The sequence below is a fragment of the Salinigranum salinum genome, from assembly GCF_009176545.1.
Lineage (GTDB): Archaea > Halobacteriota > Halobacteria > Halobacteriales > Haloferacaceae > Salinigranum > Salinigranum salinum.
This window is the reverse complement of record NZ_VTOJ01000001.1, coordinates 1236263-1262420: the sequence shown is the minus strand read 5'-3', so window position 1 is coordinate 1262420 and position 26158 is coordinate 1236263. Positions and strand designations below refer to the sequence as shown.

Sequence of the window (26158 nt, the reverse complement as noted above, 5' to 3'; positions counted from 1 at the left end):
TGGCGCTCACGTCGACCATGAAACTCGAAGACAGAACCTGTGTCATCACGGGCGCATCGAGGGGGATCGGCCGCGGGATCGCCGAAGAGATGGCGGGCGAGGGGGCGAACGTCGTCATCAACTACCGCTCCTCGGAGGAAGAGGCACGGGAGACCGTCGAGACCATCCACGACGCCGGCGGGGACGCGATCATGGGACAGGCAGACGTCACGAACTACGAGGCCGTCGGCGAGATGCGCGAGGAGGTACTCGACGCGTTCGGGCCCGCGGACATCCTCATCAACAACGCCGGCATCACCAAGGACACCACGTTCTCGCGGATGAGCCCCGACGAGTGGAAGACCGTCATCGACGTCAACCTCAACGGGACGTTCAACGCGACGAAGGTGTTCTTCGACGACATCAAGTCGTCCGATCAGGGACGGCTCATCAACATCTCCTCGATCGTCGGCAAACAGGGCAACTTCGGGCAGGCGAACTACGCCACGGCCAAGTCGGGGATCTTCGGCTTCACGCGCACGCTCGCGCTCGAACTCGCCCCGTCGGGATCGACGGCGAACTCCGTCGCCCCCGGCTTCACGCGGACGGACATGCTCGCGGAGGTCCGCGACGACATCCAGGAGCGGATCCTCGCGGAGATCCCGATGGGGCGGTTCGCCGAGGTCGAGGACGTCTCGCACGTTGTCAAGTTCCTCGCCAGCGAGGAGGCCTCCTACATCACCGGCGAGGTCATCGACGTCAACGGCGCGATGGACCTCTGACGCCGGTCGCCCGTACGACCGTGTGGCGGGTGACCAAGACATATTGACACATATTACCAATAGATACAGTATATGTTCATGTGCAAGGTAAGCTTAAGTGCAATCAGGTCAACCCGTTGAATAGACATGAGTCAGAAACTCCTCACCCGCAGCGCGGACACGAAACAGATCGCCCTGCCGAACGAACTCGACTCGGCCTCGTCGAAACTGGTCTACCTCTACCTCCGGACGGCCGGCGAGTGCACCGTCGACGACCTCCAGTCGTCGCTCGACATGAAGAAGATCTCGCTGTACCCGCTGCTGAAGACCCTCTCGAAGCAGGGCCTCGTCGACCGCGAGGGCGAGACGTACTTCCTGGCCTGAGTCGGAGCCGCCGACTCACTCCCGATCCTCGTCCTCGTCGCCCTCATCCTCGCCGCCCTCGTCCTCGCCGAGTGCTCCCCGGCCCGTGCCGTCTTCGTGTTCGTCGTCGTCCGACCGGCCACGCTCACTGTCGATCTCGTGCGTCGCGTCCGACTCCGCACGGACGTCGGCCCGGATCGACTCCAGTTCGGCGTCGACGTCGATCCTGACGCCCGATTCCGTCTCCGGGTCGGTCGCGTCGTCGGCTGTCCGGTCGTCGTCCGTGTTCCGGTCCGCGTCCCCGTCACCGCCGTCGTCGACCGGAATGACCACCCCGCGGCTGTCGCTCCGTCGGTCGTCGGCGTCCCGTCGTCGGCCGCTCGATCGCGACGCCTCCGACCGCTCGCGCGCCTCCGCGAGCAGCGACTCGATCTCGGTAGTGAGCGCCCGGGCGTCGCCGAGGACGTCGCGGGCGGCCGGATCGGCCGGCTCCTCGGTTCCCGTCAGCACCCGACGGAGCTCGTCGAGCGCCCGCTCGGTTCCCTCGACGACGCGCCGATCGATGTCGTCGTCGAGCCGACGGCCGTCGCCCCGACCGGCGGGGGGCCGACGGTCGGGGTCCGTCAGCCGGAGCACGCCTTGGAGGAGTTCGAGCGACCGGATCGTCGTCTCGAGGATCGAGATGACGGTCGGGATGGTGTACTCGTCGGTGAACCGGATCACGTCACTCGCACGCGGTGGTGCCGGCCGACGGGTTCGCTCCCGGTCGGCACCGGCGTCGGCGTCGAGCGCCCGTTCGAGGTCGTCGAGCGTCGCACGGAGGTCGTCGAGCGTCGCACGGAGGTCGTCGTCGGCAGGGTCGCGGCTCATACGGTCGATTGGGGTGCAGAGGTGAAAAACCTCGACGCTCGCGGTCGGCCGCCCCGCAAACCGTCGAGACGAGCGTCACGGGCCCGCACGACGGTGCCGTGGCGGCCAGTCCGCTCGTCTCCGAGGCCACGCGCGCGGGACCCGGCCTCCGGTCCCGTCGCTGGGAGCTGCTGGTCGGGGGCGATCCCACCGACGACGACGGCGGTTTAGGCCAGCCAAAAGTTTATGTGTGACAGACGCTCAAGCGCCGGTGTGAACGAATCTGACGGATTCCGACCCGTGGTGTCGGCGCTCCGCTCGTCGCCCGATCGCGTCGTCCTCACCGAAGACGGGAACAGAGACGGGTGGATCGCGAGCGACGCCGTCGTGTCGCTCGACAGGACGCGGTGAACCGGTCGGATCCGACTAGTGCGTCGATTCCTCGAGGACGAGCGTGTCGTCTTCGAGGTAATGTTCGATGTGGTGGGCCGCGTCTTCGACCTCGATCAGATTCTCGCGCAGGAGGTGCGCGGTGGCGTGGTCGCCGAGGTTCTCGGCGAGTTCGACGTGGTCGCGGAGCGTCTCGATGATGTCGCCGTACATCTCCATGTCGTTCTCGAGCGAGGTCCGGATGTCGTACGCGTCCTCGTCTTCGGGTTCGACGGGTGCACGCTCCTCGAACGTCGAGCCGCGCGAGAGCGGGACGCCGCCGAGCGCCTGCGCCCGTTCGGCGAGTTCGTCCGCAAACTCCTCGGCCTCCGCTGCGGCCTCGCCCAGGAAGAGGTGAAGGTCGCGGAACTCCGCGCCCTCGACGATCCAGTGGTGCTTCTTCAGCTGGTGGTAGAGGACGTACGTCGCGGCGAGGTCGGTGTTGAGCGCGTCGACGATCTGTTCGGCACGATCGGCGTCGATGCGCAGTGCCTCGCTTCCTTCGACGGTGTCGGCCTGCTGTCGGGCGGATTTCTGGGTACTCATTACAGCTCCTACTTCGGGCAGAACGCACTTTATTCTTTGCTTTTGGAAAAATTACTTTCCGTTCTAGAAAGACATGGCGGTCCGAGGCCGAAGCGTTCGACGGTGGCGTCCGGGTGGTCGACGCCACGGCGGAGACAGAGAGATATGTCCAGAGCACGTATCGAGAGTGCTGGTCCCGCAGGGCCAGCGCGGCGACCGCGATCCACGCGGGTCTCGTCATGGTTGCCCGCAGGGTAGGGATGCGGTCGCCATCTTCAGTGGTCGAGTCACACGTCCGACACCCGTCGGCGTCGACGGCGGGGTCGGGACGGCCGTGCTGTGGTCCACGAGACCGTGGCGAGGGGACGAGAAGAACCGTCGAACACCGACGTGTCCCCGGGTCACGATCCGATCAGGTACCGCGTTCGTCGTGCCGAGTGAACGCCGCCACGTCGAAACCGATATGGAAACGCTCTTTTCACCGACGGTCGCAGATTCGACGTATGAGTAACGGAGACGACGAGGGCGAGGCTGACGACGAGGTCGAAGCTGACGTCGAGGCCGAGGCTGAAGCCGACTCCGACGTCGACGCGAACGGCGAGAGCGAGGGCGACGCGGACGTCGACACCGGGGACGAAGGCGACGCCGACACCGGGGACGAAGGCGACGCCGACACCGGGGACGAAGGCGACGCCGACAACGAGGAGGACACGGAGGCAGAGGAGCCGAAAGCCGACGACGCCGAGGAGGAAACGGGAGACGAGAACGCGGAGGCAGACACAGAGGTCGAGGGCGACACAACGGAAGACGCCGAGACCGAAGAGGACGCCGAGACAGAAGAGGACGCCGTCGTCGAGGAGATCACGGTCGAGAGCCTCGAAGAGTCCCTCGACGCCGCCGCGGAGGAACTGGAGGCCGCCGAGACCGAGTCGGACCTCGACGCGGTCGAGGAGACGCTCGACGGGATCGCGGCCGACCTCGAGGCCGCGGATCTCCCGGAACCGGACGAGGACGACGAGGACGCGGAGGACCCCCGTGCCGACCTCGAATCCCGGCTAGAGGAACTCCGTTCGACGCTCGAGGAGCAGCGTGGCCCCTACGGTGAGGACGTCGTCGCGGCGATCGACGAGGCGAAGTCGACCATCGAGGACACCCGGTGGACCGAACAGGGCGAGAGCGAGGTCGCCGACGCGGTGGAGGCGTTCGCCGAGCAGGTGGCGGAGACGCTCGACGGCGACTTCGCACCCGACGGTGACGACCAGGAGTCGCTCCTCGCGGCACTCGACTCGGTCGCCGATGCCGTCACCGACGCGGCGTTCGACGCCGACGACGACGCCGAGGAGATCGCCGCGTTGCTGGAGGCGACCGACGCGCTCGCCACGGGGCTGGAGGAGGCCCAGGAGTGGGACGACCTCATGGTCCACGAACAGCTCCACGCGCAGGGGTTCTACGACCCGCTCGGCCACTACAAGGACTTCCCGCCGGAGTGGTCCGCGCTCAAGGAGTGGGAGAAGCGCGGCAACGTCGAGATGATCCTCCTGGCGCTGGAGACGTTCGACTCCGGCTTCATGGAGGAACACTGCATGGAGGCGCTGACCCGGATGGGCGACCCGGCGGCGTTCGACGAGATGCACGGCCGGGCACAGAAGCGCGGCAAGCCGGCGATCAAGGCGCTCGGGAAGATGGGTTCGGACGCCGAGGGAGCGGTCGAGAGCCTCGTCGAGTACGTCGACGCCGACTCCGACCCACAGCTCCAGAAGGTGACGTTCAAGGCGCTCGGCGAGATCGGCTCCGAGGAGGCGACCCAGCCCCTCGCCGACAAACTCGTCATGGAGAACGACAACGTCCGGCCGTACGCCGCCCGGGCGCTCGGCCTCATCGGCGACACCCGCGCGGTGAAACCGCTGACCGAGACGCTCGACGACGACGAGAGCGACGACGTCCGCGCCGCCGCGGCGTGGGCGCTCCGCCAGATCGGCACCGAATCGGCGCTCGAAGCCGCGGCCGAACACACCGACGACCGGGCGTTCATCGTCCAGAACGAGGCCGACCTCGCCGCGGCGGCGCTCGACGCGTCGGACGCCGACCCGGACCCCGAAGCGACGACCGCCTGACCACGATCGGACGCCTCGTCCCCGTCGTCTTCGACTCCGTTCTGTTCCGTCCGCCGTCTCCGAATCCGTCGATCTCCTCCGAGCCCGTCCGCCGTCTCCGAATCGGTTCACCGGCTCCGAAGCCCTCCACCGTCTTCGAGCCAGTTCTCGTCGCATCGACACTTCCCCCGGTAGTGTGCTCGCCCCCGTAGCCGCGTCGCGATGCTCCGCGACGTCTCCAGTGACCCGAGGGTTCATACCGGGGAACGCGGCCAACCCGCGGCGTGCCAACCACCCATCGCGCGGTCGTCGGTCGTATCGTCGGTCGCGTCGCCGTCGTCACCCTGGTTCTCCTCGTCGTGCTCGCCGCGACGCCGACGGTGACGGCGACGGTGACGACCACACCGGCGACGACAGAGCGGCCACGGCTCGCCGTCGTCTACCCGAACCCGCTCGCCGACGGCGACGCCGGGGAGTTCGTCGTCGTCACCGCGTCGCACGCGACGAACGTCACGCTCACCGACGGCGAGTCGACGGTCGACGTGCGCGTACCGGCGGGGCGCACCGCGCTGTCGGCCGACCCGCTCGCCACCCGTGCGCTCACCGAACACGCCGTCGTCGCCGCCCCGGAACTGGGTCTCGCCAACGGGGGCGAGCGACTGATCCTCCGGGCTGATGGACGCAGGGTCGATACGCTCGTCTACGACCGCGCGCCCGAGGGGGAGCGCCTCGTCCGCGACGACGGCGGCAGGCGGTGGCTCCCGCTCGGATACGAACCTCGCCCGGTGGTCGAACGCGGTCCCGCTCAGGTGACGACGTTCGTCCTCCCCGACGCGCCCGGGGTCGCGTTCGAGACGCTCCGGGCGGCCGACGACCGGATCCTCCTCGCGGGGTACACGTTCACCTCCCAGCGCGTGGCGCGGGCGCTGATTGCGGCGGAGAGACGGGGCGTCCGGGTCCGCGTCCTCGTCGACGACGCACCCGTCGGTGGGCTCACGAAGAGGGAGGCTCGGACGCTCGACCGACTGGCGCGAGCGGGCGTCGAAGTGCGCGTGATCGGCGGCGAGGGGGCGCGCTTCTCGTTCCACCACCCGAAGTACGCCGTCGTCGATCACTCGGCGCTCGTCCTGACCGAAAACTGGAAGCCGTCGGGCGTGGGTGGCAGGTCGAGTCGCGGATGGGGCGTCAGGGTCGACTCGCCCGAAGTCGCCGACGATCTCGCGGACCTGTTCGCGGGCGACATCGCGGGGAGAGACGTCACCTCGTGGACGCGCTTTCGACGGGGACGAGGGTTCACGGAGAGCGACCCGCTTCCCGAGGGCGAGTATCCGGCTCGGCACGGGTCCGAGCGCGTACGGACCAAATCCGTTCGGCTCCTGACCGCGCCGGGGAACGCCGAGCCGGCCGTGGTGGGTGTGATCGATCGCTCTCGGGAACGGGTCGACGTCGTGCAGGTGTCGATCGAGCGGGATCACCCGTTCACGACCGCGCTGTTCGACGCCGCCCGGCGCGGGGTCGACGTGAGAGTCCTGCTCTCTGGGGCGTGGTACGTCCGCGAAGAGAACGAGGCCACAGTCGAATGGCTGAACCGGCGGGCCGAGCGCGAGGAGCTGCCACTGGAGGCGCGCATTGCCGAGCCCGGCGACCGGTTCGAGAAGGTTCACGCCAAGGGCGTGGTCGCCGACGACACCGTGCTCGTCGGCAGTCTCAACTGGAACCGGCACTCGAGCCGGGAGAACCGGGAAGTCGTGGTCGCGCTCGAAGGTGACGACGTCTCGGCGTACTACCGCGAGGTGTTCGCGGCCGACTGGCGGGGTGGCCGTGCCTGGGGATCGGGAGTGGGTGGGCTCGCAGGAGTCGCGGTCGTCGCCGCGGTCGCGGGCGGGATCCTCGCGTGGCGACGGGTGCGGTTCGAGCGGGGTGCGTGAGTGGTCGCGGTCGACCGGGCGGTCGCGCACTCGGAGGCCGACTCGTGGCGTCGCGGACGCGACGCGAGTCGGGGATACGCATATAAGTCATCGGAGCAGATAGTCACGAATGAATGATTGTAAATTCTGTCAGACAATCGAGGGTGAGAGGCCGGTGCACGTCCTCTGTGAGAACGAGTCGGCCGTCGCGTTCCTGGACAGGAACCCGGCCGCCCGGGGTCACACACTCGTCGTGCCGAGAGCACACCACGAGTGTCTGTTCACGGGTGACGAACCGACTGTGGGGGCGGTGTTCCAGACGGTGCAGCAGGTCGTCAGGGGGATGAACCGGACGCTGGACCCCGACGGGGTCAGTCTCTTCTACACGTCCGGGGAGATCGTCGGCAGGGTAACACACGCTCACGTGCACCTGTTGCCCCGGTACGCGGACGACCGGGTCCACGTCGCGCTGGAGCGGGGTCGACTCGACGACGACGCCGAGCGTCTCGCCGCACGCCTCCGCAGCGAGTGCACGGTGCCGGCCGGCGAGTGAGACGACGAACACCTTGTCACGACGCGACGGGACGCCTCACACATCCCCAACCCGTGTCTCCGCGAGGGGACCGAGCGGACGGCTCGACGGAGCTTCCGTCGGTGGGTCGCGGACGGAGCCGCTCGCAGCACCCTCGCACGCAGCGGGTCGCGGCCCGGAAGGCGCGACAGCGCGCGCCGGAGAGAACCGACGGTACGAACGCGAATCACGAGGGGGCCGAAAGACCGCTCGCGCGCGGCCGAGGATCAGTCGTCGATGCTCGCGGTCGACGAGAGGTCGTCGTCGATCGCGGCGTCGGCCATCTTCTCGACGAGGGAGTCGATGACCTCCTCGCGCATCCCCTTGACGAACTTGATGGAGCCGACGACGAGGTGCCCGCCGCCGGAGACGCCGCCGCCCACGACCTCCTCGTTGAGTTCGGCGACCATCTGCGGGATGTCCAGTCGGACGCCGTCAGAGCGGAGCACGGCGAAGTCGGGGCCGTAGCCGATGGTGATGACGGAGTCACCGGTCTCCTGCACCTTCCGGTCGTGGAGCTGTCCGGTCGTCTTGCCCGGCGCGGGGTAGGTGAAGCGGTGGGCGAACCGGTCGAGGTCGATGCGGTAGAGGTGGGCGTCGTTGGCGAGTCGCTCGTGTTCGACGTGCGGTTCGACGGCGTCGAGCTGGCGGTCGACGTCGCGTTCGGCCCGTTCGGAGAGGAACGCGACCAGTTCCTCGTGGCGCGCGGGGTCGTCACAGTCGACGTCGAGGACGTCGTTGACGAGCGACTGGCCGTCGGAGTAGCGGAGCCAGTGGGCGGCGTAGTCCAGCGCCTCGCCGATCGCGCCGAGGTCTGCGCGCGAGTACCCCTCCCGTTCGGCGAGCGCGACGAACTCGTCCATCACCTCGGCCTTCGAGCGGTCAGAGAGCCCCGCGACGGCGGGGACGTGTCTGAGCTCCTCCGTGACCGAGGGGTCGATCATCCGCGCGAGTTCGACGCACATCATCCCGGTGGTGATGCGGTAGTCCTCGCCGTGGAGGTAGGGGTTGACGTGCGCGTCGAGCAGCGGGTCGACCGCCTCGGGGTCGGGGTGGTGGTGGTCGACGACGGCGATGGGGACGTCGTAGTGGGCGAGGTTCCGGTAGGCGGGGACGTCCTCCTCGGTGGAGCCGTTGTCGAGCATCAGCAGCAAGGGAAGCTTCTGTCCGTGGCGCGAGCGCCCCTCGAGCGCGAAGTTGAGGTCGCGGGTGACGTCTTCCATCTCGTAGAACGGGGCCTTCGACGGCAGCCGCTTGAACAGGTGTCGGGAGGCGCCGTCGTCGCCGTGGGTCCGCTCGATGAACCGTTCGAGTGCGAGCTGTACCGGCAGTGCCGCACACATCCCGTCACCGTCGGCGTGGTGTCTGACGCGGATGGGTCGCCCCTCGAGGACGGTCCGCCGGAGCAGGCGGGCGACCTCCTCGAGCTCTTCGTGGATCGGTTCGAAGGCGGGCCACTCGACGAACGGGTCGACCGCGTGCGGGGCGGCGCGTTCGGTCAGCGCGGTGTCGATCCGCTCGCGGGCCTCGGCTTCGGCGTCACCCGAGAGCCGGTCGACGCCGTCGACCTCGATCTGTGCGGCGTCGTCGTGCTCCTCGACGGTGCCGGTCACGCGCACCACGTCGTCGAGGGCGACCTCGGGGTACGCCCGGACGCCGGCGTCCTCGAACGCGGCGCAGGCGACGATCCCCGACTGGTCGACGATCCGGAAGACGGTCGGCCCGCCGGTCTGCTTGATCTGTGCTACCTCGCCCTCGATGGTGACGCTCTCGCCGGTTTCGAGGTCCGTGATGGCCGTGATCGTCGGCTCGTGGTCGACGGTCTCCGTCCGGTACGACTCGATGTCGGCGACCGAGAAGGAGACGTCACCGTTGTCGCGAATCTCGTCGAGACGCACGACGAGACGGTCGCCAACGTCGTACGAACGGTCGAGGTTCGACTCGTGGACGAGGCCGGAGACGACGTCGGAGATGTCGACGAAGACGCCGTAGTCGACGACGCCGTTGACGACGGCGTGGTAGTCGTTGCCCTCGGCCACCTCGTCGAGCGTGCAGTTCGGAGCGAGATCGTAGACGATCGGCCGCGAGTCCGAACTCGAACTCGCGTCCGCGCCGGAATCCCCGGCGTTCTCGACAGTCATACGTTCAGGTGGCGGCCGCCCGGTGATAAGCGTTTCATGATGCGTTCGTCGCGGTCGCGATGTGCGCGCCACGGGATCGGGCGAGTCGGCCCTGAACGCGTCCGGTCGCCGGGTCGCGTCCGGGCTACCGGAACGCTTAGAAGGAGACGCACCCGAGGGTGGCGTATGCGCCTGTTTCGGTCGAGCGAGGTGCTCGGCATCGCTGCCGACACGCTCCGATTCGCGCTCGAAGCCTCCCGCGAGACCCACCCCAACGAGTACATGGGATTCCTCCGCGGCGAGGACGCGCGCACCCTCGGCCTCGACCGCGACGGGACCGTCATCACCGACGTCCTCATCATCCCGGGCACCGAGTCGAACCCGGTGAGTGCGACGGTCCAGACGAACATGGTGCCGAACGACTTCTCCGCCGTGGGGTCGGTTCACTCGCACCCGAACGGTGTCCTCCGCCCGAGCGATGCCGACCTCGCGACGTTCACTCGCGGCGACGTCCACATCATCATCGGCGCGCCCTACCAGCCCGACGACTGGCGAGCGTTCGACAGCGACGGCCAGCCGACGCAGCTGTCCGTTCTCGACGTCGACCTGCCCGACCCGGGCGACTTCTTCGACTTCACCGAGGAGGACCTCCTGTGACGACGAGCCACAGACGAGTGGTCGCACAGGGGACGTTCGACATCCTCCACCCCGGCCACCTCCACTACCTTCGGGAGGCACGGTCGATGGGGGACGAACTCCACGTCATCGTCGCCCGCCGGGAGAACGTCACGCACAAGGCGCCACCAGTGCTGGCGGGGCGACAGCGCCGCGACATGGTCGCCGCGCTGGACGTCGTCGACGTCGCTCGCCTCGGCCACCCCGAGGACATCTTCGTTCCCATCCGCGAGATCGACCCCGACGTGATCGTGCTCGGGCACGACCAGCACCACGACGAGGATGCGATCCGCGACGCGCTCGACGCGCGCGGGATCGACTGTGAGGTCGCCCGTGCCTCCGCGCGGGCGTCCGAATACGAGGGAGAACTCCTCTCGACGGGCGACATCGTCGACCGTGTCCTCGAACGACGTGGCAACGGGGACTGAACGAAGTGCTGCAGTGTCGTACTGGCGGGTGGGACAGGCTGGACGGCGGGTGACGGCGACCACCAGGACGTGACAGCGAGCGAAGTGGCAGCGAAGGATATCGACCTTAGAGAGCCGACGAACGTCGACGAAAAACGGGAGTCCGCGAGGCGAGTGACGTCTTCCGGATCAGGCGACGCCGCCCGCGGTCGCCCGGAACTCGCCATCGACCTCGACGTCACCCGACGAACTCGACTGCTGCTCGTCGAGGAACTGCTGGTACTCTTCCTGGGAGACGACCTTCACGGTGAAGTACATCTGCGAGTGAGCGACCCCACAGTACTCCGTACAGTAGCCCTGGTAGGTGCCTTCCTCGTAGGCGACGGTCTTGATCGTGTTCTCGGAACCGGGCATGGCGTCCTGTTTCAGCCCGAGTTCGGGGACGGCGAACCCGTGTATCACGTCGGTCGAGGTGATCCGGAAGTAGACGTCGGTGTCTTTCGGAATGACGATCTGCGGACTTCCGTCGACGGTGGGTGCCGTAGCGTTCCCCTCCTCGGGGTAGCCCATGTTCCAGCCCCACTGGAACGCCTCGGCCTCGACGACGACGTCGCCCTCGCCGGGGCCGTCGTCCATCTGGGGCGTGTAGGTGATGTTCGGGTTCGCCAGCACGCCGTAGGAGGCGACGCCGACGAACAGGAGCACTGCGGCAGTCGCGACCGTCCAAGTGATCTCCAGCCGGCGGTTCTCCTTCGTGGCCTGTGGTTCGTCGCTGTTCCGGAACCGGATCACCGTGTAGATCAGGATGGCTTCCGTGATGATGGTGATCGGGATGGCGACGTAGAGCAGCTTCCCGTTGAGTTCGTTGATGAGTCCCGCGCTCGCCGACGCCTGGGCGGCGACGGGGTCGGCGGCCAGGGCGAGGGCGAGCGTGGAGAGGAGTGCAACGAGCCCGAGGCGCGTCCGTCTCATGCTAAGCGGGGGTTAGAAACTAGTACGTAAATACCTGCTGACTCGGGGTGCGTGGAGGCCGAGTCTGGCGGTTTTCTCCACCGGCGAAGCCGGACAACGAAGCGGGGCGTCTAAGTAGACGGGCTTCCAAGCCAGCCACAACATGTCGCGCGACGCACGCGAGTCACGAGACCGGGAGGGTGCGTATCCGGGCCTCCTCGCGGCTGCGGCCATGGCAGTCTACCTGCTGTTGCTCGTCGGCTCGACGACCGCCCTGACCGACGCGGCATCGGCCTGTGCGGCCTGGCCCGCCTGCGGTGACGGCCTCGCGCTCCCGTCGACCGACGCGGGCTACGTCGCGCTCGGTCACAGGGTCGCCGCGGTGCTCGTGGGACTGCTCGTCGTCGCGACGCTCGTCGCCGCCTGGCGCGAGCCGGAGTCGCGTCGCGTCCGCGCGGCCACGACTGTCTCGGCCGTCCTCTATCCGCTTCAGGCGGGGCTGGGGGCGCTCGTCGCGACCACCGAGGGTGGTGCCCTCCGCGGTGCCCACCTCGTCGTCGGCATGGCCATCTTCGGTGGGCTCGTGGCCGCGCTGGCGTGGACGCTCGAGTCGCGGACCGGCACGGACGACGACCAGTCGACTGACCGCCCGACCCCGCCCGCAGTCGCGGCCGCGGACGCGGAGTCGACCGACCCCGCCGACCGACCGGCGCTCCCGTCGCACCCGCTCGCACGAGCGAAGGTCGTCGCATACGCCTACTTCCGGCTGACGAAGCCGCGGCTGATGTGGCTGCTCTGTCTCGTCGCCTCCGCGGCGATGGCGCTCGCCGGGTCGGTCCACCCTGGCCTCACGCCACAGGTGATGCTGGCGACGCTCGGCGGGGGAGTGCTCGCGATCGGTTCTGCGGGGACGCTGAACCACGTGTTCGAGCGGGACATCGACCGGAAGATGCAACGGACCTCCGATAGGCCGCTGGCGACCGACGTCGTCTCGGTCCCGAACGCGCTCGCGTTCGCCGCCCTCCTCGGGATTTCGTCGGTCGCGCTGTTCGCCTCGGTCAACCTCCTCGCCGCGGTGCTCGGCCTCGGCGCGATCGCCTTCTACGCCGTCGTCTACACGCTCTTGCTGAAGCCGAACACCGTCCAGAACACCGTCATCGGTGGGGCGGCTGGCGCACTGCCGGCGCTCATCGGCTGGGTCGCCGTCACCGGCTCTGTAGGGTGGGGCGGTATCGCACTGGCGACGGTCATCTTCCTGTGGACCCCCGCGCACTTCTACAACCTCGCGCTCGCGTACAAGGAGGACTACGAGCGCGGTGGCTTCCCGATGATGCCCGTAGTCCGGGGTGAGACCGTGACGAGAAAACACATCCTCTGGTATCTCGGGGCGACGCTCGTCGCCGCCGGTGCGCTGGCGGCGATGAGCGCACTCGGCCCCGTCTACGTGCTCACGAGCGTCCTGTTCGGGGGCGTCTTCCTCTGGGCCGTCGTCCGCCTCCACTACGAACGGAGCGAGAAAGCGGCGTTCCGCGCGTTCCACGCCTCGAACGCCTACCTCGGCGCACTCCTGCTCGCCGTCGTCGTCGACACGCTCGTCGTCTGACCGCGACCGCATCGCGACCTCGACCGAACCAGACCGAAACCGATGTCCACCGTCACCCGAACCGACTGGCTCCCCGACCGGCGCGACCTGCTGCTCGGCGCGCTCGTCCTCAACGCCGAACTGCTCCTCGTCCTCGTCTACCTCGCGGTCGAACCCGTGGTGATCGAGTCGTGGCGGTTCATCGTCTACGGCTTCCTGTGGATCAACGCGGGGCTGTACGCCGTCGCGAAGACGACGCCGGCCCCGGCGAGCACGCGGACGAAGCGGCTCGCGCTCCTCGTCGCCGGCGGCTACTTCCTCGTGCTCGCGGTCGCGGGCGGGATCATCGGGCCGAGCCACACCAGTCCGATCGCGTCGCTCCTGACCGACGGACATCTCCACAGCCACGGCACGACCGCCGCAGGGAGCTTCGACGTCAGACTCCTGCCGCCGGGGTGGGGGCCGGCGCTCGTCTACCAGGGATCGTGGGTGCTCGTCATCCTGATGCCGTACAAACTCGTCGGCTACCTCGCGCTCGCGTACCTCGTCTACGCGACCGTCCTCGACGCCGCCGGCACCGTCGTCTCGGGATCACTCGGTCTCCTCTCCTGCGTCTCGTGCACGTGGCCCGTCGTCGGCTCGCTCGTCACGAGCCTCTTCGGGTCGGGATCTGCGGTCGTCGTCGCCGCGACGACGTGGCCGTACGACATCTCCACGGCGGCGTTTCTGGCGACGGTGGCGCTGTTGACGTGGCGACCGCTGGCCCGGTGAACCGGTTGACGGTCCCCGGGAGCGAACAGTCTGCCGCCGTCGGAAGTGCAGCGCCGACACAGCACCGGGGTAGACTTATCTCTCAATCAGGAGACATCGGTACCGATGAGTTCTGTAACCGCGGTAGAGACGACCGAATCGGTACCGAACGAGTGGTTGAGTGCCGGAATTGCGGGGATAGCGGGGACGATCGTGTTCGGTGCCGTACAGATGGTGATGGGAGCGGTCGGCGTCATCGCGGTCGCGATCCCGGCGCTGTACGGTGTGTCCGGTCCGAACCTCGTCGCGGGATGGGCGATCCACCTCGTTCACGGCGCGCTGCTGGGGCTCGGGTTCGCCGTCCTCGCCACGCGGCCATCGGTGAGATCGTACGCGACGCGCGTCGGTCCGGGGGCGGCTCTCGGCCTCGCGTACGGGCTGGTTCTCACGATCCCGACCGCGGGAATCGCGATGCCGCTGTGGCTCTCGGCCGTCGGCTTCCCGAACGCCCCGCCACTCCCCAACCTCACGGTGATGGGGTTCGTCGGCCACGGCGTCTACGGCCTGGTACTCGGCGCGACGTATCCGGTGATCCGCCAGCTCCTGTAACCGCGTGCGCGTGGTCGACGACCATCGTCTTCGTTCCGTCCCGCCGTCCCTTCGCCGTACACTGAGTGCCACGTGCCGAGGAGCCGACGCTCGTTTCGAGGGGTGACGATCTCAGACGACGCTCCCGTCAGCGGCCGAAACGCTGGATCGACGTCAGTCCGGATCCGAACCACCCGGCCCGACGACCGGCGGGTGAAGCCTCTCAGTCACACGGTCGCCCCGAACGGGATCGATGCGAACGCGTCCAAACACTCATCCGGGTCGGGGACGTCGGGGACGACGGACAATGACCACGATCGAGATCGAGTACTGCGTCCCCTGTGGCTTCCTCGACCGTGCCGAGTCGATCCAGCACCACCTCCTCCAGCAGTTCGGCCAGCGGGTAGAGTCGGTCGCGCTCGTCACCGGCGACCACGGCGTCCTCCAGGTCCGGGTCGATGGCGACGTGGCGTGGGACAAGGCCGACGACGAGTACGACCTCGACGAGATCGTCAGACGCGTCCGTGAGCACGTCTGAGCCGCGATGAGGTCGTCATGAAGTCGGCCGAACACGCGGCAATCGGTGCCGTCGTCGGCGCGGTCGCGATCGCCGCCGTGTTCCCGGCAGCACCGCTCGCGACGAAGGCCGTGCTCTGGGCGGGCGGCGTGTGTCTCTCCGTCTTCGTCGACCTCGACCACTTCCTCATCGCTCGCGGGATGCGGGGCGACTGGTCGAACCTCCGGCGGGCAGTGTCCGACCCGCGGGTGGGACTGATCGATCAAGAAGAGGTGTTCGTCGGCGTCGAGGAGCCGGCGCTCCGACAGTACCGACTCCTGTCACACCACCTGATCGGCGGCGTCCTCGTCGCGGGGTGCTCGCTGGTCGACACCCGGCTGGCCGTGCTCGTGGCCGTCCTCCTCTACGCCCACGTCGTCGCCGACCTGCTCCGCGACGCGGAACTGGCGTGAGCGTCGTCTCTCGTCGAACGCTGTTGCACCGACCCCGAACGCTGTCGTGTCGACTTCGAGTGCTGACAGTCGATACGGTTCCCGTGTGCGACGTCGTATCGAGCAACCGCTGTCCGTCGCACGGTTGGCGGTCAGGTCACGACGCGACGTGGCCCCGTCATCGGACAAGAACCCTCGGGAGGCCGGACGACGCTTGTGTCGTCAGTGACCCCAGCGACGCTTCCGGTCTGGGTCGGCGTACCGGGCGTTCTCGATGCGCTCGAACTGGTCGTCGGAGAGCGAGACGTCGCACGCGCCGACGTTCTCTTCCAGCTGTTCGGGGGTTCGAGCGCCGACGATCGGGATGCACGTGAACGCGTCCTGTTCCATGACCCAGCGGAGCGCCACCTGCGCGGGCGTCGCGTCGAGCTCGTCGGCGACGCCCCTGATGGCGTCGAGGACGTGCCAGCCGCGTTCGGAGAGATAGAAGTCGGAGAAGGAGTCGTAGATGCTCGCTCGCGACCCGTCCGGCGCTTCGACCTTCGTCGGATCGTCGGGGTCGGCGCGTTCGTACTTGCCCGTGAGGAAGCCACCGGCGAGCGGCGAGTACGGACAGACGGCGAGGTCCTGATCGGCGCAGACGTCGAGGTAGTCGGCGACGTCGTCGCGGTAGGCGGCGTGGAAGAGCGGCTGGGTCACCTCGAACCGCTCCCACCCGTTTGCCTCGCTCTTCCCGAGCGCCTTCATAAGCTTCCAGCTCGCCATCGTGGACGCGCCGAGGTAGTTGACCTTCCCCTCGTCGACCAGTCGCGTCAGCGTCGACAGCGTCTCCTCGATGGGCGTCTCGTCGTCCCAGCGGTGGATGTAGTAGACGTCGAGATACTCCGTCCCGAGGCGGTCGAGCGTCCCCTCGATCTGTCGGCGGATGTGGGTGCGCGAGAGCCCCGAGCCGTTCGGGTTCGACTCGTCGAAGCCGAAGTACACCTTCGACGCGAGGACGTACTGCTCGCGGTCGCGCTCTGCGAGCCAGTCGCCGATCCAGTCCTCGCTCTTCCCGTTCGGGGTGCCGTAGACGTTCGCCGTGTCGATGAACGTCCCGCCGTGCTCGGCGAACGTGTCGAGCAGGTCGTGCGCCTCGCTCTTTGTCGTCTCGACCACGCCACCCGTCTCGCGCCCGAACCGCCAGGTACCGAAGCAGAGTTCCGACACGCGTGTCCCCGTCGAACCGAGCCGTCGATAGTCCATGCTCATCGTCGGTCGATGGTTGGGACAGGTGCCAGTAAACCGTCCGGGTCGCGGCCAGCGTGGCCGACAGCGTCGGTAACTGATCGAGTTCGAAGTCGAACATCATCGCTCGTGAGACCGGACGACGCCGTGGTGGGACGAACGTGACCGGCTGTCCCGACCCACGGACTTATCGGGCCGCCGGACCCCCTCACGGTATGCACAACGCCGCCTGCATCGGGCTCGGCGACCTCGGTCGCCTCGAGGCCTCGGTGCTGGACTCGCTCGACGGGGTCCGGCTCGTCGGCGGTGCCGACCCCGCCCCTGCCGCACGGAACCAGTTCGAGGCAGAACTCGGCTGTCCCGCCTACGAGACCGTCGACGACCTGCTCGGGAACGAGACCGTCGACCTCGTCACCATCGTCACGCCGCACACGCTCCACTACGAACAGGCGCGCGAGTGTCTCTCCCGCGACGTCCACGTCCACCTCGAGAAGCCGATGGTGACCGACCTGGCCCACGCCGACGACCTCGTCGAGCGGGCGAACGCACACGACTGCGTGCTCGCCGTGGGATACCAGCGGCATTTCGACCCGCGCTTCCGCGAGATCAGACGGCTGGTCGGCGCGGGCCGCATCGGCACCCCGCACATGGCAGTCGCCCACCTCGAACAGGAGTGGATCCGCTGGACGCAACACCAGTGGCGCTCGAACCCCGAGCTCTCCGGCGGCGGCCAACTGTACGACTCCGGCTCGCACCTCCTCGACGTCCTGCTCTGGACGCTCCGTGCCGACCCCGTCTCGGTCACCGCCACTGTCGACCGGCGGGGCCACGGCGTCGACGTCAACAGCGCGCTCACGGTGACGCTCGAACCGCGCGAGGGTGCGGAGAGCGGGAGAGAGGGATCGGCGTCCGCCGGCACGATCACGGCGAGCGTCGGCGTCTCCGGCGCGGGAACGTCGATCCCCGACCCGGGCGAGTCGTTCCAGATCTGGGGAACCGACGGAACCGTCGCCTTCGACGGCGAGACGATCACCGTGCGTGAGGCGGGGATGACGTACGAATCGACGCCCACACCGCTCGACTTCGAGGAGCTCACCCGCCGCAAACTGGGTAACGTCGTCGAGGCTATCGACGACGAGGCGGAACTGGTGATCCCCGCTTCGGACGGCCGACGGGTCGTCGCGCTGACCGAGGCGGCGTACGAGGCCGCGGAGCGTGGCGAGCGGGTCGCGGTCGAGTCGAGGGGCGACTGAGAGAATCGAAACCGAACCCTTACCTCGGAACCGGCGTCAGCGTACGGTATGGACGAGGTGCTCGTCGCCGACGCGGTCGAGAAGTCGTACGGCGACGTCCGGGCGCTCCGTGGCGTCTCACTGGCCGTCGGACGGGGGGAGGTGTTCGGCCTCATCGGCCCGAACGGGGCGGGCAAGACGACGCTCGTGCGCGGGCTCACCGGGACCACCGCGGTCGGCGGGCGCGTGCGCGTCCTCGGAACGGAGCCACGCAGTGTCGACGCCAACCGCCTGGGACTACTTCCGCAGTCGTTCTCGCCGGCCGCCCGGCTCACGCCGCGGGAACTGCTCTCGTACTACGCGGGCCTCTACGACGACGCGAGGGATCCCGAGACCGTCCTGGGTGAGGTCGGTCTCGACGAGGCCGCGGACACGTGGTACGAGAAGCTCTCTGGCGGACAGAAGCGGCGGACCTGCGTCGGCGTCGCGCTCGTCAACGACCCGGACGTGCTGTTCCTGGACGAACCGACGACGGGGATCGACCCTGCGGGCCGGCGCGCTGTGTGGCGGCTCGTCGAGTCGCTCGCCGACGGCGGTACGACGGTGTTCCTCACGAGCCACTCGATGGGCGAGGTCGCCCGCCTCGCCGACCGCGTCGGACTCCTGCGTAGCGGGGAACTCGTCGCGACCGGCTCGCCCGCCGAACTCGTGGCCGACCACGGCGGGGACGCGACGCTGGTCGTCGAGACGGACGAGATCCGGGACGCGAAGTCGGCGCTCGACGGGCGGTACGACGTCGCCGCCACGCCCGATGGGATCGTCGTCAGGGGCGTCACGCCGCGCGAGATCGGTGCGGTCGCGTCGGCGCTCGACGACGCGTCCGTCGCCTTCGGCTCGCTCGCGTGGTCGGAGCCGTCGCTCGAAGACGTCTATCTGTCGCTGACTGGCGAGACGTTCGAGGGCCGCGGGAGGATCGAGCCGACGGTCGAAGCCGCAGGCGAGGAGAACGCCCGTGACGACCGGCGGGGCGGAGCGGTGACCGCCGACGCGGGGGGTGAGCGATGAGCCGGAACGGTCGCGTCGCCGCCGAGTTCGGCGCTGCGTGGGACTCGTTTCTCCGTCGTCGGACAGCGGTGTTCTTCACCTTTTTCTTCCCCGTCATCATCGTCCTCATCTTCGGCGTACTGGTACAGACCCAGCCGACTGGCGGCGGACTGTTCGCCGAGCCGCCGGGCTACTACGTCCCCGGTTACCTCGCCGTCGTCGTGCTGTTCACGCCGCTTTCGCGCGTCGGATCGACGGTCGCCCGCCACCGCGAGGGGAACCGGTTCCAGAAGCTCGCGACGACGCCGCTGTCGCCCGCCGAGTGGCTGCTCGCGCACACGCTCGTCAACGTCGTCGTCATCGGCCTCGCGGCGCTGTTGTTGCTGGTGCTCGTCGTCGTCGTGACGGGCGCCAGCGTGCCGCTCGTGCCCGCGACGCTGGCACTCGTTCCGTTCGTCGCGCTCGGCGTGGCGCTCTTCTGTGGGCTGGGGGCGCTCATCGGTCGCCTCGCCGGCTCGCAAGACGGCGTCATCGCCGCGAGCAACGCCGTCGCGCTCCCGTTGTTGTTCCTCTCGGAGACGTTCGTCGCCCCCGCGCTGCTGCCCGCGTGGTTCCAGCCGGTGACCGCGCTCTCGCCGCTGACGTACTTCGCCCGTGGCGTCCGCGCGCTCACCTTCTCGGGCGGCGACTGGACGGTCCCGCTCGCGGTGCTCGCGGTGCTGGCGGCCGTCGTGTTCGGTGCCGGGGCGGTCGCCGTCCCGTGGACCGAGTGAACGATGTGGTGTGGACGGAGCGGACGAAGAGTGGTTCGACGGAGCGAACGTCAGACGGCGCGAGCGGGGTCGTCGGGCGGCGCGAGCAACGGTGTTACCCGTCCGCGGTCTCGGTCGTCTCCTCGGAGACTTCCATGCCCAGCCACGACTGCTTGAGCGGCGTGGGCCACTGGTCCTCCGCCCGACGCTCGCGGTGCGGTGTCGGCGAGACGCTCGCCGCGAGGAGGAACTCGCCCACCTGGTAGAGGTTCCCGTAGAGGTTCGGTCCGTCGTAGTCGTAGAACACCTTCGTCCACTCGCGACCGGCCAGCGAGGTCGTCCCGTCCTCGCTGAGCGTGGTCTCGAGGAGCGTGTTCATCGCGGCTGCCGCACCCGACTCGTCCTCGAACCGCTGGACGAAGATCGGTCTCCCCGCGAACTGCGCCTCGCTCGTCCGGTCCGTCACGAGCGTGTTCGCCATGACGTACGCGTAGTCGACGCGTCCGTCGCGGACGGCGACGCCGTCGAAGACGTCGGTGTACTTCGGCTGGTAGTCGGCGAGTCGCTCGCGCCACGCCTTCGTGTCCTTCAGGATGTCGACCGACCCTTGCGAGAACGTGTACGCCAGCCCGTCGGGTCGTTCGTTCGCGTGATCGAAGATATCGTGGCCGGCATCGTACTCGTGGGCGTGGTCGTAGACGGTCTGTCCGGTCGGGAACGTGTGGGAGTGGGGGCGGACCTCGTCGGGGCCGCGACCGCTGTACTCGTCGGAGAACGTCTGTGTCGTGAAGTTGTCCCCCGGCGGGTAGCTCACGCCGAAGATCGTCTGACCCTCGCCGCCGGCGCTCAGCATGCCGTGGAGCGGTTCTTCGATCGGATGTGCCGAGAGGTTGTGCTCGATGTACGACTCGCTCGTGACCCGTTCGTAGAAGACGGCGAGCCGCCCGAGGGCGTCCTGGCTGGCCTGCGAGTCGTCCTGTTCGACGGCGGCCGCGAAGTTCCTGACGAGGCCGTTCTCCCCGTTGCGCAGGCGACCGTCGAGCTCGAAGTGCGGTGCCAGTTCCTCGCTGACGAACGTCGCCAGCGCCGTCGTCTTTTCACGGAGTTCGACGACGTCGCCCTCTGCGAGCGTGTTTCGCTCGCGCAGCGACTCGATCGTCTCCCGGACGGGCTTGACCCTGAGCACGAAGTTCCGCTTCGCCCGGGGATACTCGGTGCCGAACCACCTGATCTCGTCCATCACCTGCCGCGTCCGCAGGAGGAACTCGTCCGGCGGTTCCGGCGTCGCAGTCGCCGTCTCGGTCGGGGTCTCGGTCGTCGTCTCTGTCTGTTCGTTCGAGTCGCCGTCGCCACCACCGCCGCCACTGTCATCGCCACCGTCGCTCGAGCCGTCGTCGTTCGATCCGCCGCCGACGAGGCCGGTACACCCCGCGAGTAGCGGGAACGCGAGCGACGACGTCACCGCGAGTAGTCGTCGTCGAGAGGAGTCCATAGAGGAGGCGGGTGGTCCGGCTCCTTGAGCGTTCGTGCCAGAATATCAGTACTGATTTTCAATGAGAAGCAGACCAACGGGTGTCGGGACTCACAGGAATTCGCGCAAGTCCTCACACGTCCCCATCGTAACAGATTTCGCAGGTATTAGAGTCAGCGTGCGAGATACAGAGGATACGTTCAACAAGCGGGTATCGTTCGTTCCACGGCTCGAGCGGTGAAACAGCCGGTAGGTAGCTGTACGAACTTCTCTTCCCCCCGACGGGGTACAACCGAGCAGACGGTCGTCTCGACATGTTCTGGTGGAGCCCTCGCCGTCTCCCACGCCGCGTTCGGTAGTCTCGACTCGTCTGCGGGTTGGCCAGTCAACCGATCGTAACCACGGCCGTCCCGCGCTTGTGCCCAGTGTCGACGTAGCGGTGCGCCTCAACGATCTCAGCTACCGGGTACCGCCGCCCGATCACCGAGCGGATCACTCCGTCATCGAGGAGTTCTCGTAGCTCCCCGAGGTACTGTTTCCGCACACTCGCTGGCTTCATCCCCGTGGCCGCAAAGACGGCCCGCCTGTCGCCGACCAGCCTCGTCCGGGCCATGTCGAGGAAGATTCCTACCGAAGGGACGGTCGTCATATACAGCCCGCCCGGGTTCAGTGCGTCCTCGAACCCCGCGAACGACCCCCTGCCCACGGCGTCGAAGATCACGTCGTACGTCTCGCCGATCTCGGCGACGTCGGTGGTCGTGTAGTCGACGACCGCGTGGGCGCCGAGCGATCGCACGAGGTCGACGTTCCTGGTACTGCAGACACCGGTGACCTCGGCGCCGACGTGGGTGGCGAGCTGGACGGCGAACGTCCCGATGCCGCCCGAGGCGCCGTTGACGAGGACGGACTGGCCGGGCTGGAGGTCGGCCACGTCATGGAGGAACAGTATCGCCGTGAGGCCGTTGTCGGCGACGGCGGCGGCCTCGGCGTCGCTCACGTCCGCGGGCGTCAGTTCGAGCGTGCCGTCCTCGGGGACGCAGACGTACTCGGCGTGCGCGCCCGAGTCGGGCGCGGTCGTCCCGAACACCCGATCGCCGACGGCGAAGCGCGTGACCTCCCTGCCGCTGGCCGCGATTTCCCCGGCGAAAGCGTCGCCTGGGATGGACGTGGGTCGTCGGATGCCGCTGAAGAAGCGGACGGGGAACGGTCGTCCCTCACGCATGGCCGAGTTGGCCGGGCCGACGGTGGATGCGCGGACGCGGACCAGGACCTCGTCGGGCTTCGGGGTGGGTTTCGGCGTCGCGTAGAGCCCGAGGACCTCGGGGCCGCCGTACTCTGTGGCCGCGACGGCTTTCATTCTCGTGTCGGTCGTAGGCGTTCGTTCGGCGGCAGTCGTTGGCATTCGAAGGAGAAGTATGTCGGCAAACGTCGTAAGCTGAGTGCTCGGTAGGAAATCTGTCCCGAGCACTTCGGTTCCGTTACGATGCGTGCAGAGTCGATGACCGACTCGCGCTGTGTGTCTTGCACAGCCGTTCTAACAGTTACCGGAGAGTATGTGCCAGAACGTGTGGCTTCTTCCGCGAATTCCGCTCAGTTCACGGGGATGCGACCGTCGGGGTCGGGTCGTTCGTCGAGGACGACCGAGAGGGTCCGGGGGGTGCCGTCGCGGACGACCTCGACGTCGACGGGTTCGCGCGGACGCGTCTCGGTGATGAGATACCGCATGAGTTCCTCGTGCGAGCGGAGCTCCTGGCCGTTGATGCCGACGATGACGTCGCCGCCCGTCGGGACGCGCTGGCCGCGGACCGTCCGCGTCCCGGTCGACCGACGGAGCCGGTCGCCAGCCGCGGGCCCCGCCGCGACGTCGACGACGAGGACGCCGCGCGGTTCGTCGAGGCCGTTCGCCTCCGCGATGGTGGGTGTGACGTCGAGCGTCCGGGTGCGGAGGTACGAGTGACGGTACCGACCCTCCTCGACGAGCGAGGGGACGACCCGCGAGACGATCGTCGGCGAGATGGCGAAGCCGATGTTGTCGCCCTGACGGGCCCGGTTGACACCGACCACCTCGTACGAGGCGTCGGCGTCGTCCGCGGCCGGCGCGAGCGCGACGAGCGGCCCGCCGGAGTTGCCCGGGTTGATCGGCGCGTCCGTCTGGACGACGTCGGGGATGGCGAAGCCGCTCGACGTTGGCATCGACCGCGAGGCTCCGCTCACGATGCCCGCGGTGATCGAGCCGTCGAGGCCCAGCGGGTTCCCCAGCGCCGCCACGGGTCGGCCCGGCGTCGGGTTCTCCGTGGCGACGGGGAGGGGCCGCACGTCGTCGGGGAGCGTCGAGACGGCCACGACGGCGAGGTCGGTGTAGCCGTCGCGACCGACGACCCGTCCCGTCCGCCACTGCCCGTCGGAGAAGCGCATCTCGACGTCCGTCACGTCCGTGACGACGTGGTCGTTCGTCACGACGTACCCCTCCGCGCCCTCGTGAGCGTCTTCGTCGACGTCCGCGCCCGTGATCGCGTCGGTGGCGGTCACGTCGTAGACGAACCCCGAGCCCGCCCCCATCGCGGGCCCGCGGCGTCCGACGTAGATGGACACCACGGAGGGGATGGCGTCGCGGTACAACCGTTCGTAGTCGATGTCGGCGTGCATGTGGGAGAAGCGTCCGGTGTCGCCGACCGGCGGCCGAACCTCGGCTCGCCGACCGGCGGTGACGCTCACCTCAGGTAAGCGTCGGTCATATATACCGCTGTCGTACGGTACCACGTCACTCGACACCACCGCGGATCGACGCGATCCGGCCCCGCCGGGGTTTAATATCGTGTCGGGCGCAGCCCCGCGTATGAGCCTCCCAAAACACGACACGATGCAGCGACTCATAGAGAGCGGGACGGTCGCGGTGATGCGCGGGGCCGACGCCGACGCGCTAGTGAAGACCGTCGAGGCGCTCCGCGAGGGCGGCGTCACGGCGATCGAGATCACGGCCGACAACCCCGACGCGACGGCGATGATCGAGGCGGTCGCCGGGAGCTTCGACGACGAGGTCGTCGTCGGTGCGGGGACGGTCCTCGACGAGGCGACCGCACTGGACACGATCCGTGCGGGCGCGGAGTTCGTCGTCGGCCCCACCGTCGAGCCGAGCGTCGTCGACGCCTGCAACCGCTACGGGGTGCTGGTAGCACCGGGGGCGTTCACGCCCACAGAGGCGCTGTCGGCGTACGAGGCGGGTGCGGACTTCGTGAAGATATTCCCGGCTTCGTCCGGCGGCCCCAGCCACCTCGGGGGGATCAAGGGCCCGCTCCCACAGATCCCGCTCATGCCGACGGGCGGCGTCGACGCGGACAACGCGGGCGACTTCATCCGCGCCGGTGCCGAAGTGGTCGGGGCCGGCAGCGCGCTCGTCCCGGGCGCGGCGGTCGAGTCGGACGATTTCGAGACCATCACCGAGAACGCTCGGGCGTTCACCGAGGCCGTCGACGAGGCACGGTCGGTGTAGGTCGAACGGGCCGACCGTGGTGTGCCCTGTCGGCACTCGGAACCCGACGTGACGGCAGTGACCGGACCACTTCGCGGCAGTGACCGAACGGCGTTATAGCAGTGACCGGACGAGGTCGCGGTACTCGTTCGAGACGGCGTCGGCTGGGTCGCCGTCGCCAGTGGCGACGAGGTAGGTCCGCCCGTCTCGGTCGCCGTAGCGGTGGTGGAAGTCGTAGACGAAGCCGTAGACGGTCGCGTCGGTCGCGTCCGAGACGAACGCGACCTGCTCGCGGACGTTGTGTTCGACGAGCCGGTCGACGACGGCGTCTTTCGGTCCGTCGAGGTCGACCGGTGCCTCCTCGACCAGGGTGACGAGCGAGTCGAGGTCCTGCTGGACCCCCCGCGGGAAGTCGTCGAGCGCGGTCTCCCCGGTTGCGACCTCGTAAGCGCCCGTGACGGCCCCACAGCCGGTGTGACCGACGATCGCGACGACGCCCGTGTCGGTGAACGTCACCGGGTAGGCGACGCCGCCGTCGACGACGCGTTCGCCGTCGGCGCTCGTGGTCGCGCGGTTACCGATGTTCGCTACGGTGAACAGCGTGCCTGGCTCGTCGATGTCCCACATCCCTTCCTGCGAGACGCGCGAGTCCGAACAGCAGACCGACACCACGGGCGGGTGCTGGGCGTCGCGAATCCCGTCGAAGGTCGTCTCGCCGACCCGCGAGACGTGGCGGGCGTTGCCGGCGAGGAGTTCCCCGAGGACGGCTTCCAGCGAGACGGTTCCGTTGAGACTCATGCTTCGAACGACGTGGGGGGTGTGCAAATTAGCTTGGGATTCGACCGATCTTACGCCGAGTCGTCCTCGTCGGCCGGTTCCGCGTCTCCGGTCGAGGAACGCCGTCTCCGCAGCGACCGGAGCCCCGCGAGCACGTAGACGACGCCGATCACCCGTGTCACCGGGACGACCCACGACGCCAGTTCGATCGTCTCGCTCTTCTCGTAGGCGAGTCGCAGCGCCACGTCGAGGGTGCGTCTGGGAGCGAGGAGGGCTGGAAGACCGGCGACCCCGAGCAGCGTACCGAGCGCCGGCATCGATCCTCGTCGGACGAGCAGCAGCCAGAGCAGTCCCTCTGCGCGAGCGACGGGCACGATCCACGACCGGAGCTCCGCCTCTCCGCGGTCCCGGAACGTGACCCGTTCGGCCAGCGTGACGATCCCCCGCGGGAACAGCGCTTCGAGTAGTCCGAGCAGTGCGAGTGTTCTCTTCGCCATGGTTCGTGTTCGCGTACGACCGTGAAAAGGGGGTGTGGTGGTTCTCTCCGGCCGACACGCGACGGAACCGTCTCACTGACCCAGTGTCGCGAGGGACGGGACGAACGCGCCGTCGGCCGGAGGTCGTGGTCGTCGGTCGCCGACGGCCAGCGTTCGTCTCACCCGGAAGGCGAAGCGACACGCAAGGAAGG

At 68.4% G+C, this 26158-nt stretch carries 27 protein-coding genes; 17 read left to right on the top strand and 10 right to left on the bottom strand.

Annotation, left to right across the window (positions count from 1 at the left end; translation table 11 throughout):
* Positions 1 to 17: 17 nt before the first annotated feature.
* Positions 18 to 761: a beta-ketoacyl-ACP reductase gene (locus FZP69_RS05965; RefSeq protein ID WP_152040427.1), complete on the top strand. Its 744-nt coding sequence runs from the start codon at positions 18 to 20 to the stop codon at positions 759 to 761.
* A gap of 126 nt (positions 762 to 887) precedes the next feature.
* Positions 888 to 1124, top strand: coding sequence for a TrmB family transcriptional regulator (locus FZP69_RS05960; RefSeq protein WP_152040426.1), 237 nt, complete (start codon positions 888 to 890; stop codon positions 1122 to 1124).
* A 15-nt stretch (positions 1125 to 1139) separates the two neighbouring features.
* Here the strand turns inward: FZP69_RS05960 and FZP69_RS05955 are convergent, their stop codons facing one another.
* A complete protein-coding gene (locus tag FZP69_RS05955; RefSeq protein ID WP_152040425.1) occupies positions 1140 to 1973 on the bottom strand; it encodes a DUF7547 family protein in 834 nt (277 codons plus the stop codon).
* 252 nt (positions 1974 to 2225) lie between these two features.
* Here FZP69_RS05955 and FZP69_RS22410 point away from each other — a divergent pair, with 252 nt between their 5' ends.
* On the top strand, positions 2226 to 2363 hold the full coding sequence (locus FZP69_RS22410) for a hypothetical protein (RefSeq protein ID WP_192918565.1): 138 nt from the start codon (positions 2226 to 2228) through the stop codon (positions 2361 to 2363).
* Between the two features lie 15 nt (positions 2364 to 2378).
* Here FZP69_RS22410 and dpsA read toward each other — a convergent pair whose 3' ends face one another.
* Positions 2379 to 2927, bottom strand: a complete 549-nt coding sequence (gene dpsA / locus FZP69_RS05950) for a DNA starvation/stationary phase protection protein DpsA (protein WP_152040424.1) — start codon at positions 2925 to 2927, stop codon at positions 2379 to 2381.
* An 839-nt stretch (positions 2928 to 3766) separates the two neighbouring features.
* On the opposite strand from dpsA, the gene FZP69_RS05945 reads away from it, so the two are divergent.
* The 3 genes from FZP69_RS05945 to FZP69_RS05935 all read left to right on the top strand — a co-directional run bounded on the left by FZP69_RS05945 (position 3767) and on the right by FZP69_RS05935 (position 7459).
* Entirely contained in the window at positions 3767 to 5020 is a 1254-nt protein-coding gene (locus FZP69_RS05945; RefSeq protein WP_204959974.1) for a HEAT repeat domain-containing protein, read from the top strand.
* 263 nt (positions 5021 to 5283) lie between these two features.
* Positions 5284 to 6927, top strand: a complete 1644-nt coding sequence (locus FZP69_RS05940; protein WP_240137469.1) for a phospholipase D-like domain-containing protein — start codon at positions 5284 to 5286, stop codon at positions 6925 to 6927.
* 109 nt (positions 6928 to 7036) lie between these two features.
* Positions 7037 to 7459, top strand: a complete 423-nt coding sequence (locus FZP69_RS05935; protein ID WP_152040422.1) for an HIT family protein — start codon at positions 7037 to 7039, stop codon at positions 7457 to 7459.
* Positions 7460 to 7704: 245 nt separating this feature from the next.
* On the opposite strand, the gene FZP69_RS05930 is transcribed toward FZP69_RS05935, so the two are convergent.
* A complete protein-coding gene (locus tag FZP69_RS05930) occupies positions 7705 to 9618 on the bottom strand; it encodes a DHH family phosphoesterase (RefSeq protein WP_152040421.1) in 1914 nt (637 codons plus the stop codon).
* Positions 9619 to 9783: 165 nt separating this feature from the next.
* On the opposite strand from FZP69_RS05930, the gene FZP69_RS05925 reads away from it, so the two are divergent.
* A complete protein-coding gene (locus tag FZP69_RS05925) occupies positions 9784 to 10254 on the top strand; it encodes a Mov34/MPN/PAD-1 family protein (RefSeq protein WP_152040420.1) in 471 nt (156 codons plus the stop codon).
* A complete protein-coding gene (locus FZP69_RS05920; protein ID WP_152040419.1) occupies positions 10251 to 10700 on the top strand; it encodes an adenylyltransferase/cytidyltransferase family protein in 450 nt (149 codons plus the stop codon). Before FZP69_RS05925 ends, FZP69_RS05920 begins: the two co-directional genes overlap by 4 nt.
* 168 nt (positions 10701 to 10868) lie before the next feature.
* Here FZP69_RS05920 and coxB read toward each other — a convergent pair whose 3' ends face one another.
* Positions 10869 to 11651: a cytochrome c oxidase subunit II gene (gene coxB, locus FZP69_RS05915; RefSeq protein WP_152040418.1), complete on the bottom strand. Its 783-nt coding sequence runs from the start codon at positions 11649 to 11651 to the stop codon at positions 10869 to 10871.
* A 142-nt stretch (positions 11652 to 11793) separates the two neighbouring features.
* On the opposite strand from coxB, the gene FZP69_RS05910 reads away from it, so the two are divergent.
* The 5 genes from FZP69_RS05910 (at position 11794) to FZP69_RS05890 (ending at position 15519) form a co-directional block, all read left to right on the top strand.
* Positions 11794 to 13233, top strand: a complete 1440-nt coding sequence (locus FZP69_RS05910) for a heme o synthase (protein WP_152040417.1) — start codon at positions 11794 to 11796, stop codon at positions 13231 to 13233.
* 42 nt (positions 13234 to 13275) lie between these two features.
* Positions 13276 to 13983 carry a DUF7546 family protein gene (locus FZP69_RS05905; protein ID WP_152040416.1) on the top strand — a complete coding sequence of 236 codons (708 nt, stop codon included), beginning with the start codon at positions 13276 to 13278 and terminating at the stop codon, positions 13981 to 13983.
* A gap of 105 nt (positions 13984 to 14088) precedes the next feature.
* Complete coding sequence (locus FZP69_RS05900; protein WP_152040415.1) at positions 14089 to 14571, top strand: histidine kinase; 483 nt, start codon at positions 14089 to 14091, stop codon at positions 14569 to 14571.
* Between the two features lie 286 nt (positions 14572 to 14857).
* Positions 14858 to 15088: a SelT/SelW/SelH family protein gene (locus FZP69_RS05895; protein ID WP_152040414.1), complete on the top strand. Its 231-nt coding sequence runs from the start codon at positions 14858 to 14860 to the stop codon at positions 15086 to 15088.
* 17 nt (positions 15089 to 15105) lie between these two features.
* Positions 15106 to 15519 carry a hypothetical protein gene (locus FZP69_RS05890; RefSeq protein WP_152040413.1) on the top strand — a complete coding sequence of 138 codons (414 nt, stop codon included), beginning with the start codon at positions 15106 to 15108 and terminating at the stop codon, positions 15517 to 15519.
* A gap of 201 nt (positions 15520 to 15720) precedes the next feature.
* On the opposite strand, the gene FZP69_RS05885 is transcribed toward FZP69_RS05890, so the two are convergent.
* Complete coding sequence (locus FZP69_RS05885) at positions 15721 to 16749, bottom strand: aldo/keto reductase (RefSeq protein WP_204959918.1); 1029 nt, start codon at positions 16747 to 16749, stop codon at positions 15721 to 15723.
* Between the two features lie 191 nt (positions 16750 to 16940).
* Here FZP69_RS05885 and FZP69_RS05880 point away from each other — a divergent pair, with 191 nt between their 5' ends.
* Genes FZP69_RS05880 through FZP69_RS05870 form a run of 3 tightly spaced genes read left to right on the top strand, consistent with a single transcriptional unit; the run spans position 16941 to position 19774 of the window.
* Complete coding sequence (locus FZP69_RS05880) at positions 16941 to 17978, top strand: Gfo/Idh/MocA family protein (protein WP_152040412.1); 1038 nt, start codon at positions 16941 to 16943, stop codon at positions 17976 to 17978.
* Positions 17979 to 18026: 48 nt separating this feature from the next.
* The gene (locus FZP69_RS05875; protein ID WP_152040411.1) at positions 18027 to 19022 is read left to right on the top strand and encodes an ABC transporter ATP-binding protein; all 996 of its coding nucleotides are present in this window, start codon (positions 18027 to 18029) and stop codon (positions 19020 to 19022) included.
* Positions 19019 to 19774 carry an ABC transporter permease gene (locus FZP69_RS05870; RefSeq protein ID WP_152040410.1) on the top strand — a complete coding sequence of 252 codons (756 nt, stop codon included), beginning with the start codon at positions 19019 to 19021 and terminating at the stop codon, positions 19772 to 19774. The genes FZP69_RS05875 and FZP69_RS05870 overlap by 4 nt, the downstream gene beginning before the upstream one ends.
* 94 nt (positions 19775 to 19868) lie before the next feature.
* On the opposite strand, the gene FZP69_RS05865 is transcribed toward FZP69_RS05870, so the two are convergent.
* From FZP69_RS05865 to FZP69_RS05855, 3 genes are all read right to left on the bottom strand, one after another.
* Positions 19869 to 21245 (bottom strand): hypothetical protein, encoded by a 1377-nt coding sequence (locus FZP69_RS05865; RefSeq protein WP_152040409.1) that lies wholly within the window; start codon positions 21243 to 21245, stop codon positions 19869 to 19871.
* Between the two features lie 364 nt (positions 21246 to 21609).
* On the bottom strand, positions 21610 to 22626 hold the full coding sequence (locus tag FZP69_RS05860) for an NAD(P)-dependent alcohol dehydrogenase (protein ID WP_204959916.1): 1017 nt from the start codon (positions 22624 to 22626) through the stop codon (positions 21610 to 21612).
* A gap of 188 nt (positions 22627 to 22814) precedes the next feature.
* Complete coding sequence (locus FZP69_RS05855; protein WP_152041526.1) at positions 22815 to 23870, bottom strand: S1C family serine protease; 1056 nt, start codon at positions 23868 to 23870, stop codon at positions 22815 to 22817.
* 190 nt (positions 23871 to 24060) lie between these two features.
* Here FZP69_RS05855 and FZP69_RS05850 point away from each other — a divergent pair, with 190 nt between their 5' ends.
* Positions 24061 to 24714, top strand: coding sequence for a bifunctional 4-hydroxy-2-oxoglutarate aldolase/2-dehydro-3-deoxy-phosphogluconate aldolase (locus FZP69_RS05850; RefSeq protein WP_152040408.1), 654 nt, complete (start codon positions 24061 to 24063; stop codon positions 24712 to 24714).
* 93 nt (positions 24715 to 24807) lie between these two features.
* Here FZP69_RS05850 and FZP69_RS05845 read toward each other — a convergent pair whose 3' ends face one another.
* A complete protein-coding gene (locus tag FZP69_RS05845) occupies positions 24808 to 25491 on the bottom strand; it encodes a carbonic anhydrase (RefSeq protein WP_152040407.1) in 684 nt (227 codons plus the stop codon).
* 50 nt (positions 25492 to 25541) lie between these two features.
* Positions 25542 to 25967, bottom strand: a complete 426-nt coding sequence (locus FZP69_RS05840) for a hypothetical protein (protein ID WP_152040406.1) — start codon at positions 25965 to 25967, stop codon at positions 25542 to 25544.
* Between the last annotated feature and the right edge of the window lie 191 nt (positions 25968 to 26158).

What these genes read in the sequence shown, in the direction of transcription:
- FZP69_RS05965 (WP_152040427.1), top strand. Translation starts at nt 18, where the DNA reads ATGAAACTCGAAGACAGAACCTGTGTCATCACGGGCGCATCGAGGGGG.
- FZP69_RS05960 (WP_152040426.1), top strand. Translation starts at nt 888, where the DNA reads ATGAGTCAGAAACTCCTCACCCGCAGCGCGGACACGAAACAGATCGCC.
- FZP69_RS05955 (WP_152040425.1), bottom strand. Translation starts at nt 1,973, where the DNA reads ATGAGCCGCGACCCTGCCGACGACGACCTCCGTGCGACGCTCGACGAC.
- dpsA (WP_152040424.1), bottom strand. Translation starts at nt 2,927, where the DNA reads ATGAGTACCCAGAAATCCGCCCGACAGCAGGCCGACACCGTCGAAGGA.
- FZP69_RS05935 (WP_152040422.1), top strand. Translation starts at nt 7,037, where the DNA reads ATGAATGATTGTAAATTCTGTCAGACAATCGAGGGTGAGAGGCCGGTG.
- FZP69_RS05930 (WP_152040421.1), bottom strand. Translation starts at nt 9,618, where the DNA reads ATGACTGTCGAGAACGCCGGGGATTCCGGCGCGGACGCGAGTTCGAGT.
- FZP69_RS05925 (WP_152040420.1), top strand. Translation starts at nt 9,784, where the DNA reads ATGCGCCTGTTTCGGTCGAGCGAGGTGCTCGGCATCGCTGCCGACACG.
- coxB (WP_152040418.1), bottom strand. Translation starts at nt 11,651, where the DNA reads ATGAGACGGACGCGCCTCGGGCTCGTTGCACTCCTCTCCACGCTCGCC.
- FZP69_RS05910 (WP_152040417.1), top strand. Translation starts at nt 11,794, where the DNA reads ATGTCGCGCGACGCACGCGAGTCACGAGACCGGGAGGGTGCGTATCCG.
- FZP69_RS05905 (WP_152040416.1), top strand. Translation starts at nt 13,276, where the DNA reads ATGTCCACCGTCACCCGAACCGACTGGCTCCCCGACCGGCGCGACCTG.
- FZP69_RS05900 (WP_152040415.1), top strand. Translation starts at nt 14,089, where the DNA reads ATGAGTTCTGTAACCGCGGTAGAGACGACCGAATCGGTACCGAACGAG.
- FZP69_RS05895 (WP_152040414.1), top strand. Translation starts at nt 14,858, where the DNA reads ATGACCACGATCGAGATCGAGTACTGCGTCCCCTGTGGCTTCCTCGAC.
- FZP69_RS05890 (WP_152040413.1), top strand. Translation starts at nt 15,106, where the DNA reads ATGAAGTCGGCCGAACACGCGGCAATCGGTGCCGTCGTCGGCGCGGTC.
- FZP69_RS05885 (WP_204959918.1), bottom strand. Translation starts at nt 16,749, where the DNA reads ATGAGCATGGACTATCGACGGCTCGGTTCGACGGGGACACGCGTGTCG.
- FZP69_RS05880 (WP_152040412.1), top strand. Translation starts at nt 16,941, where the DNA reads ATGCACAACGCCGCCTGCATCGGGCTCGGCGACCTCGGTCGCCTCGAG.
- FZP69_RS05875 (WP_152040411.1), top strand. Translation starts at nt 18,027, where the DNA reads ATGGACGAGGTGCTCGTCGCCGACGCGGTCGAGAAGTCGTACGGCGAC.
- FZP69_RS05870 (WP_152040410.1), top strand. Translation starts at nt 19,019, where the DNA reads ATGAGCCGGAACGGTCGCGTCGCCGCCGAGTTCGGCGCTGCGTGGGAC.
- FZP69_RS05865 (WP_152040409.1), bottom strand. Translation starts at nt 21,245, where the DNA reads ATGGACTCCTCTCGACGACGACTACTCGCGGTGACGTCGTCGCTCGCG.
- FZP69_RS05860 (WP_204959916.1), bottom strand. Translation starts at nt 22,626, where the DNA reads ATGCCAACGACTGCCGCCGAACGAACGCCTACGACCGACACGAGAATG.
- FZP69_RS05855 (WP_152041526.1), bottom strand. Translation starts at nt 23,870, where the DNA reads ATGCACGCCGACATCGACTACGAACGGTTGTACCGCGACGCCATCCCC.
- FZP69_RS05850 (WP_152040408.1), top strand. Translation starts at nt 24,061, where the DNA reads ATGAGCCTCCCAAAACACGACACGATGCAGCGACTCATAGAGAGCGGG.
- FZP69_RS05845 (WP_152040407.1), bottom strand. Translation starts at nt 25,491, where the DNA reads ATGAGTCTCAACGGAACCGTCTCGCTGGAAGCCGTCCTCGGGGAACTC.
- FZP69_RS05840 (WP_152040406.1), bottom strand. Translation starts at nt 25,967, where the DNA reads ATGGCGAAGAGAACACTCGCACTGCTCGGACTACTCGAAGCGCTGTTC.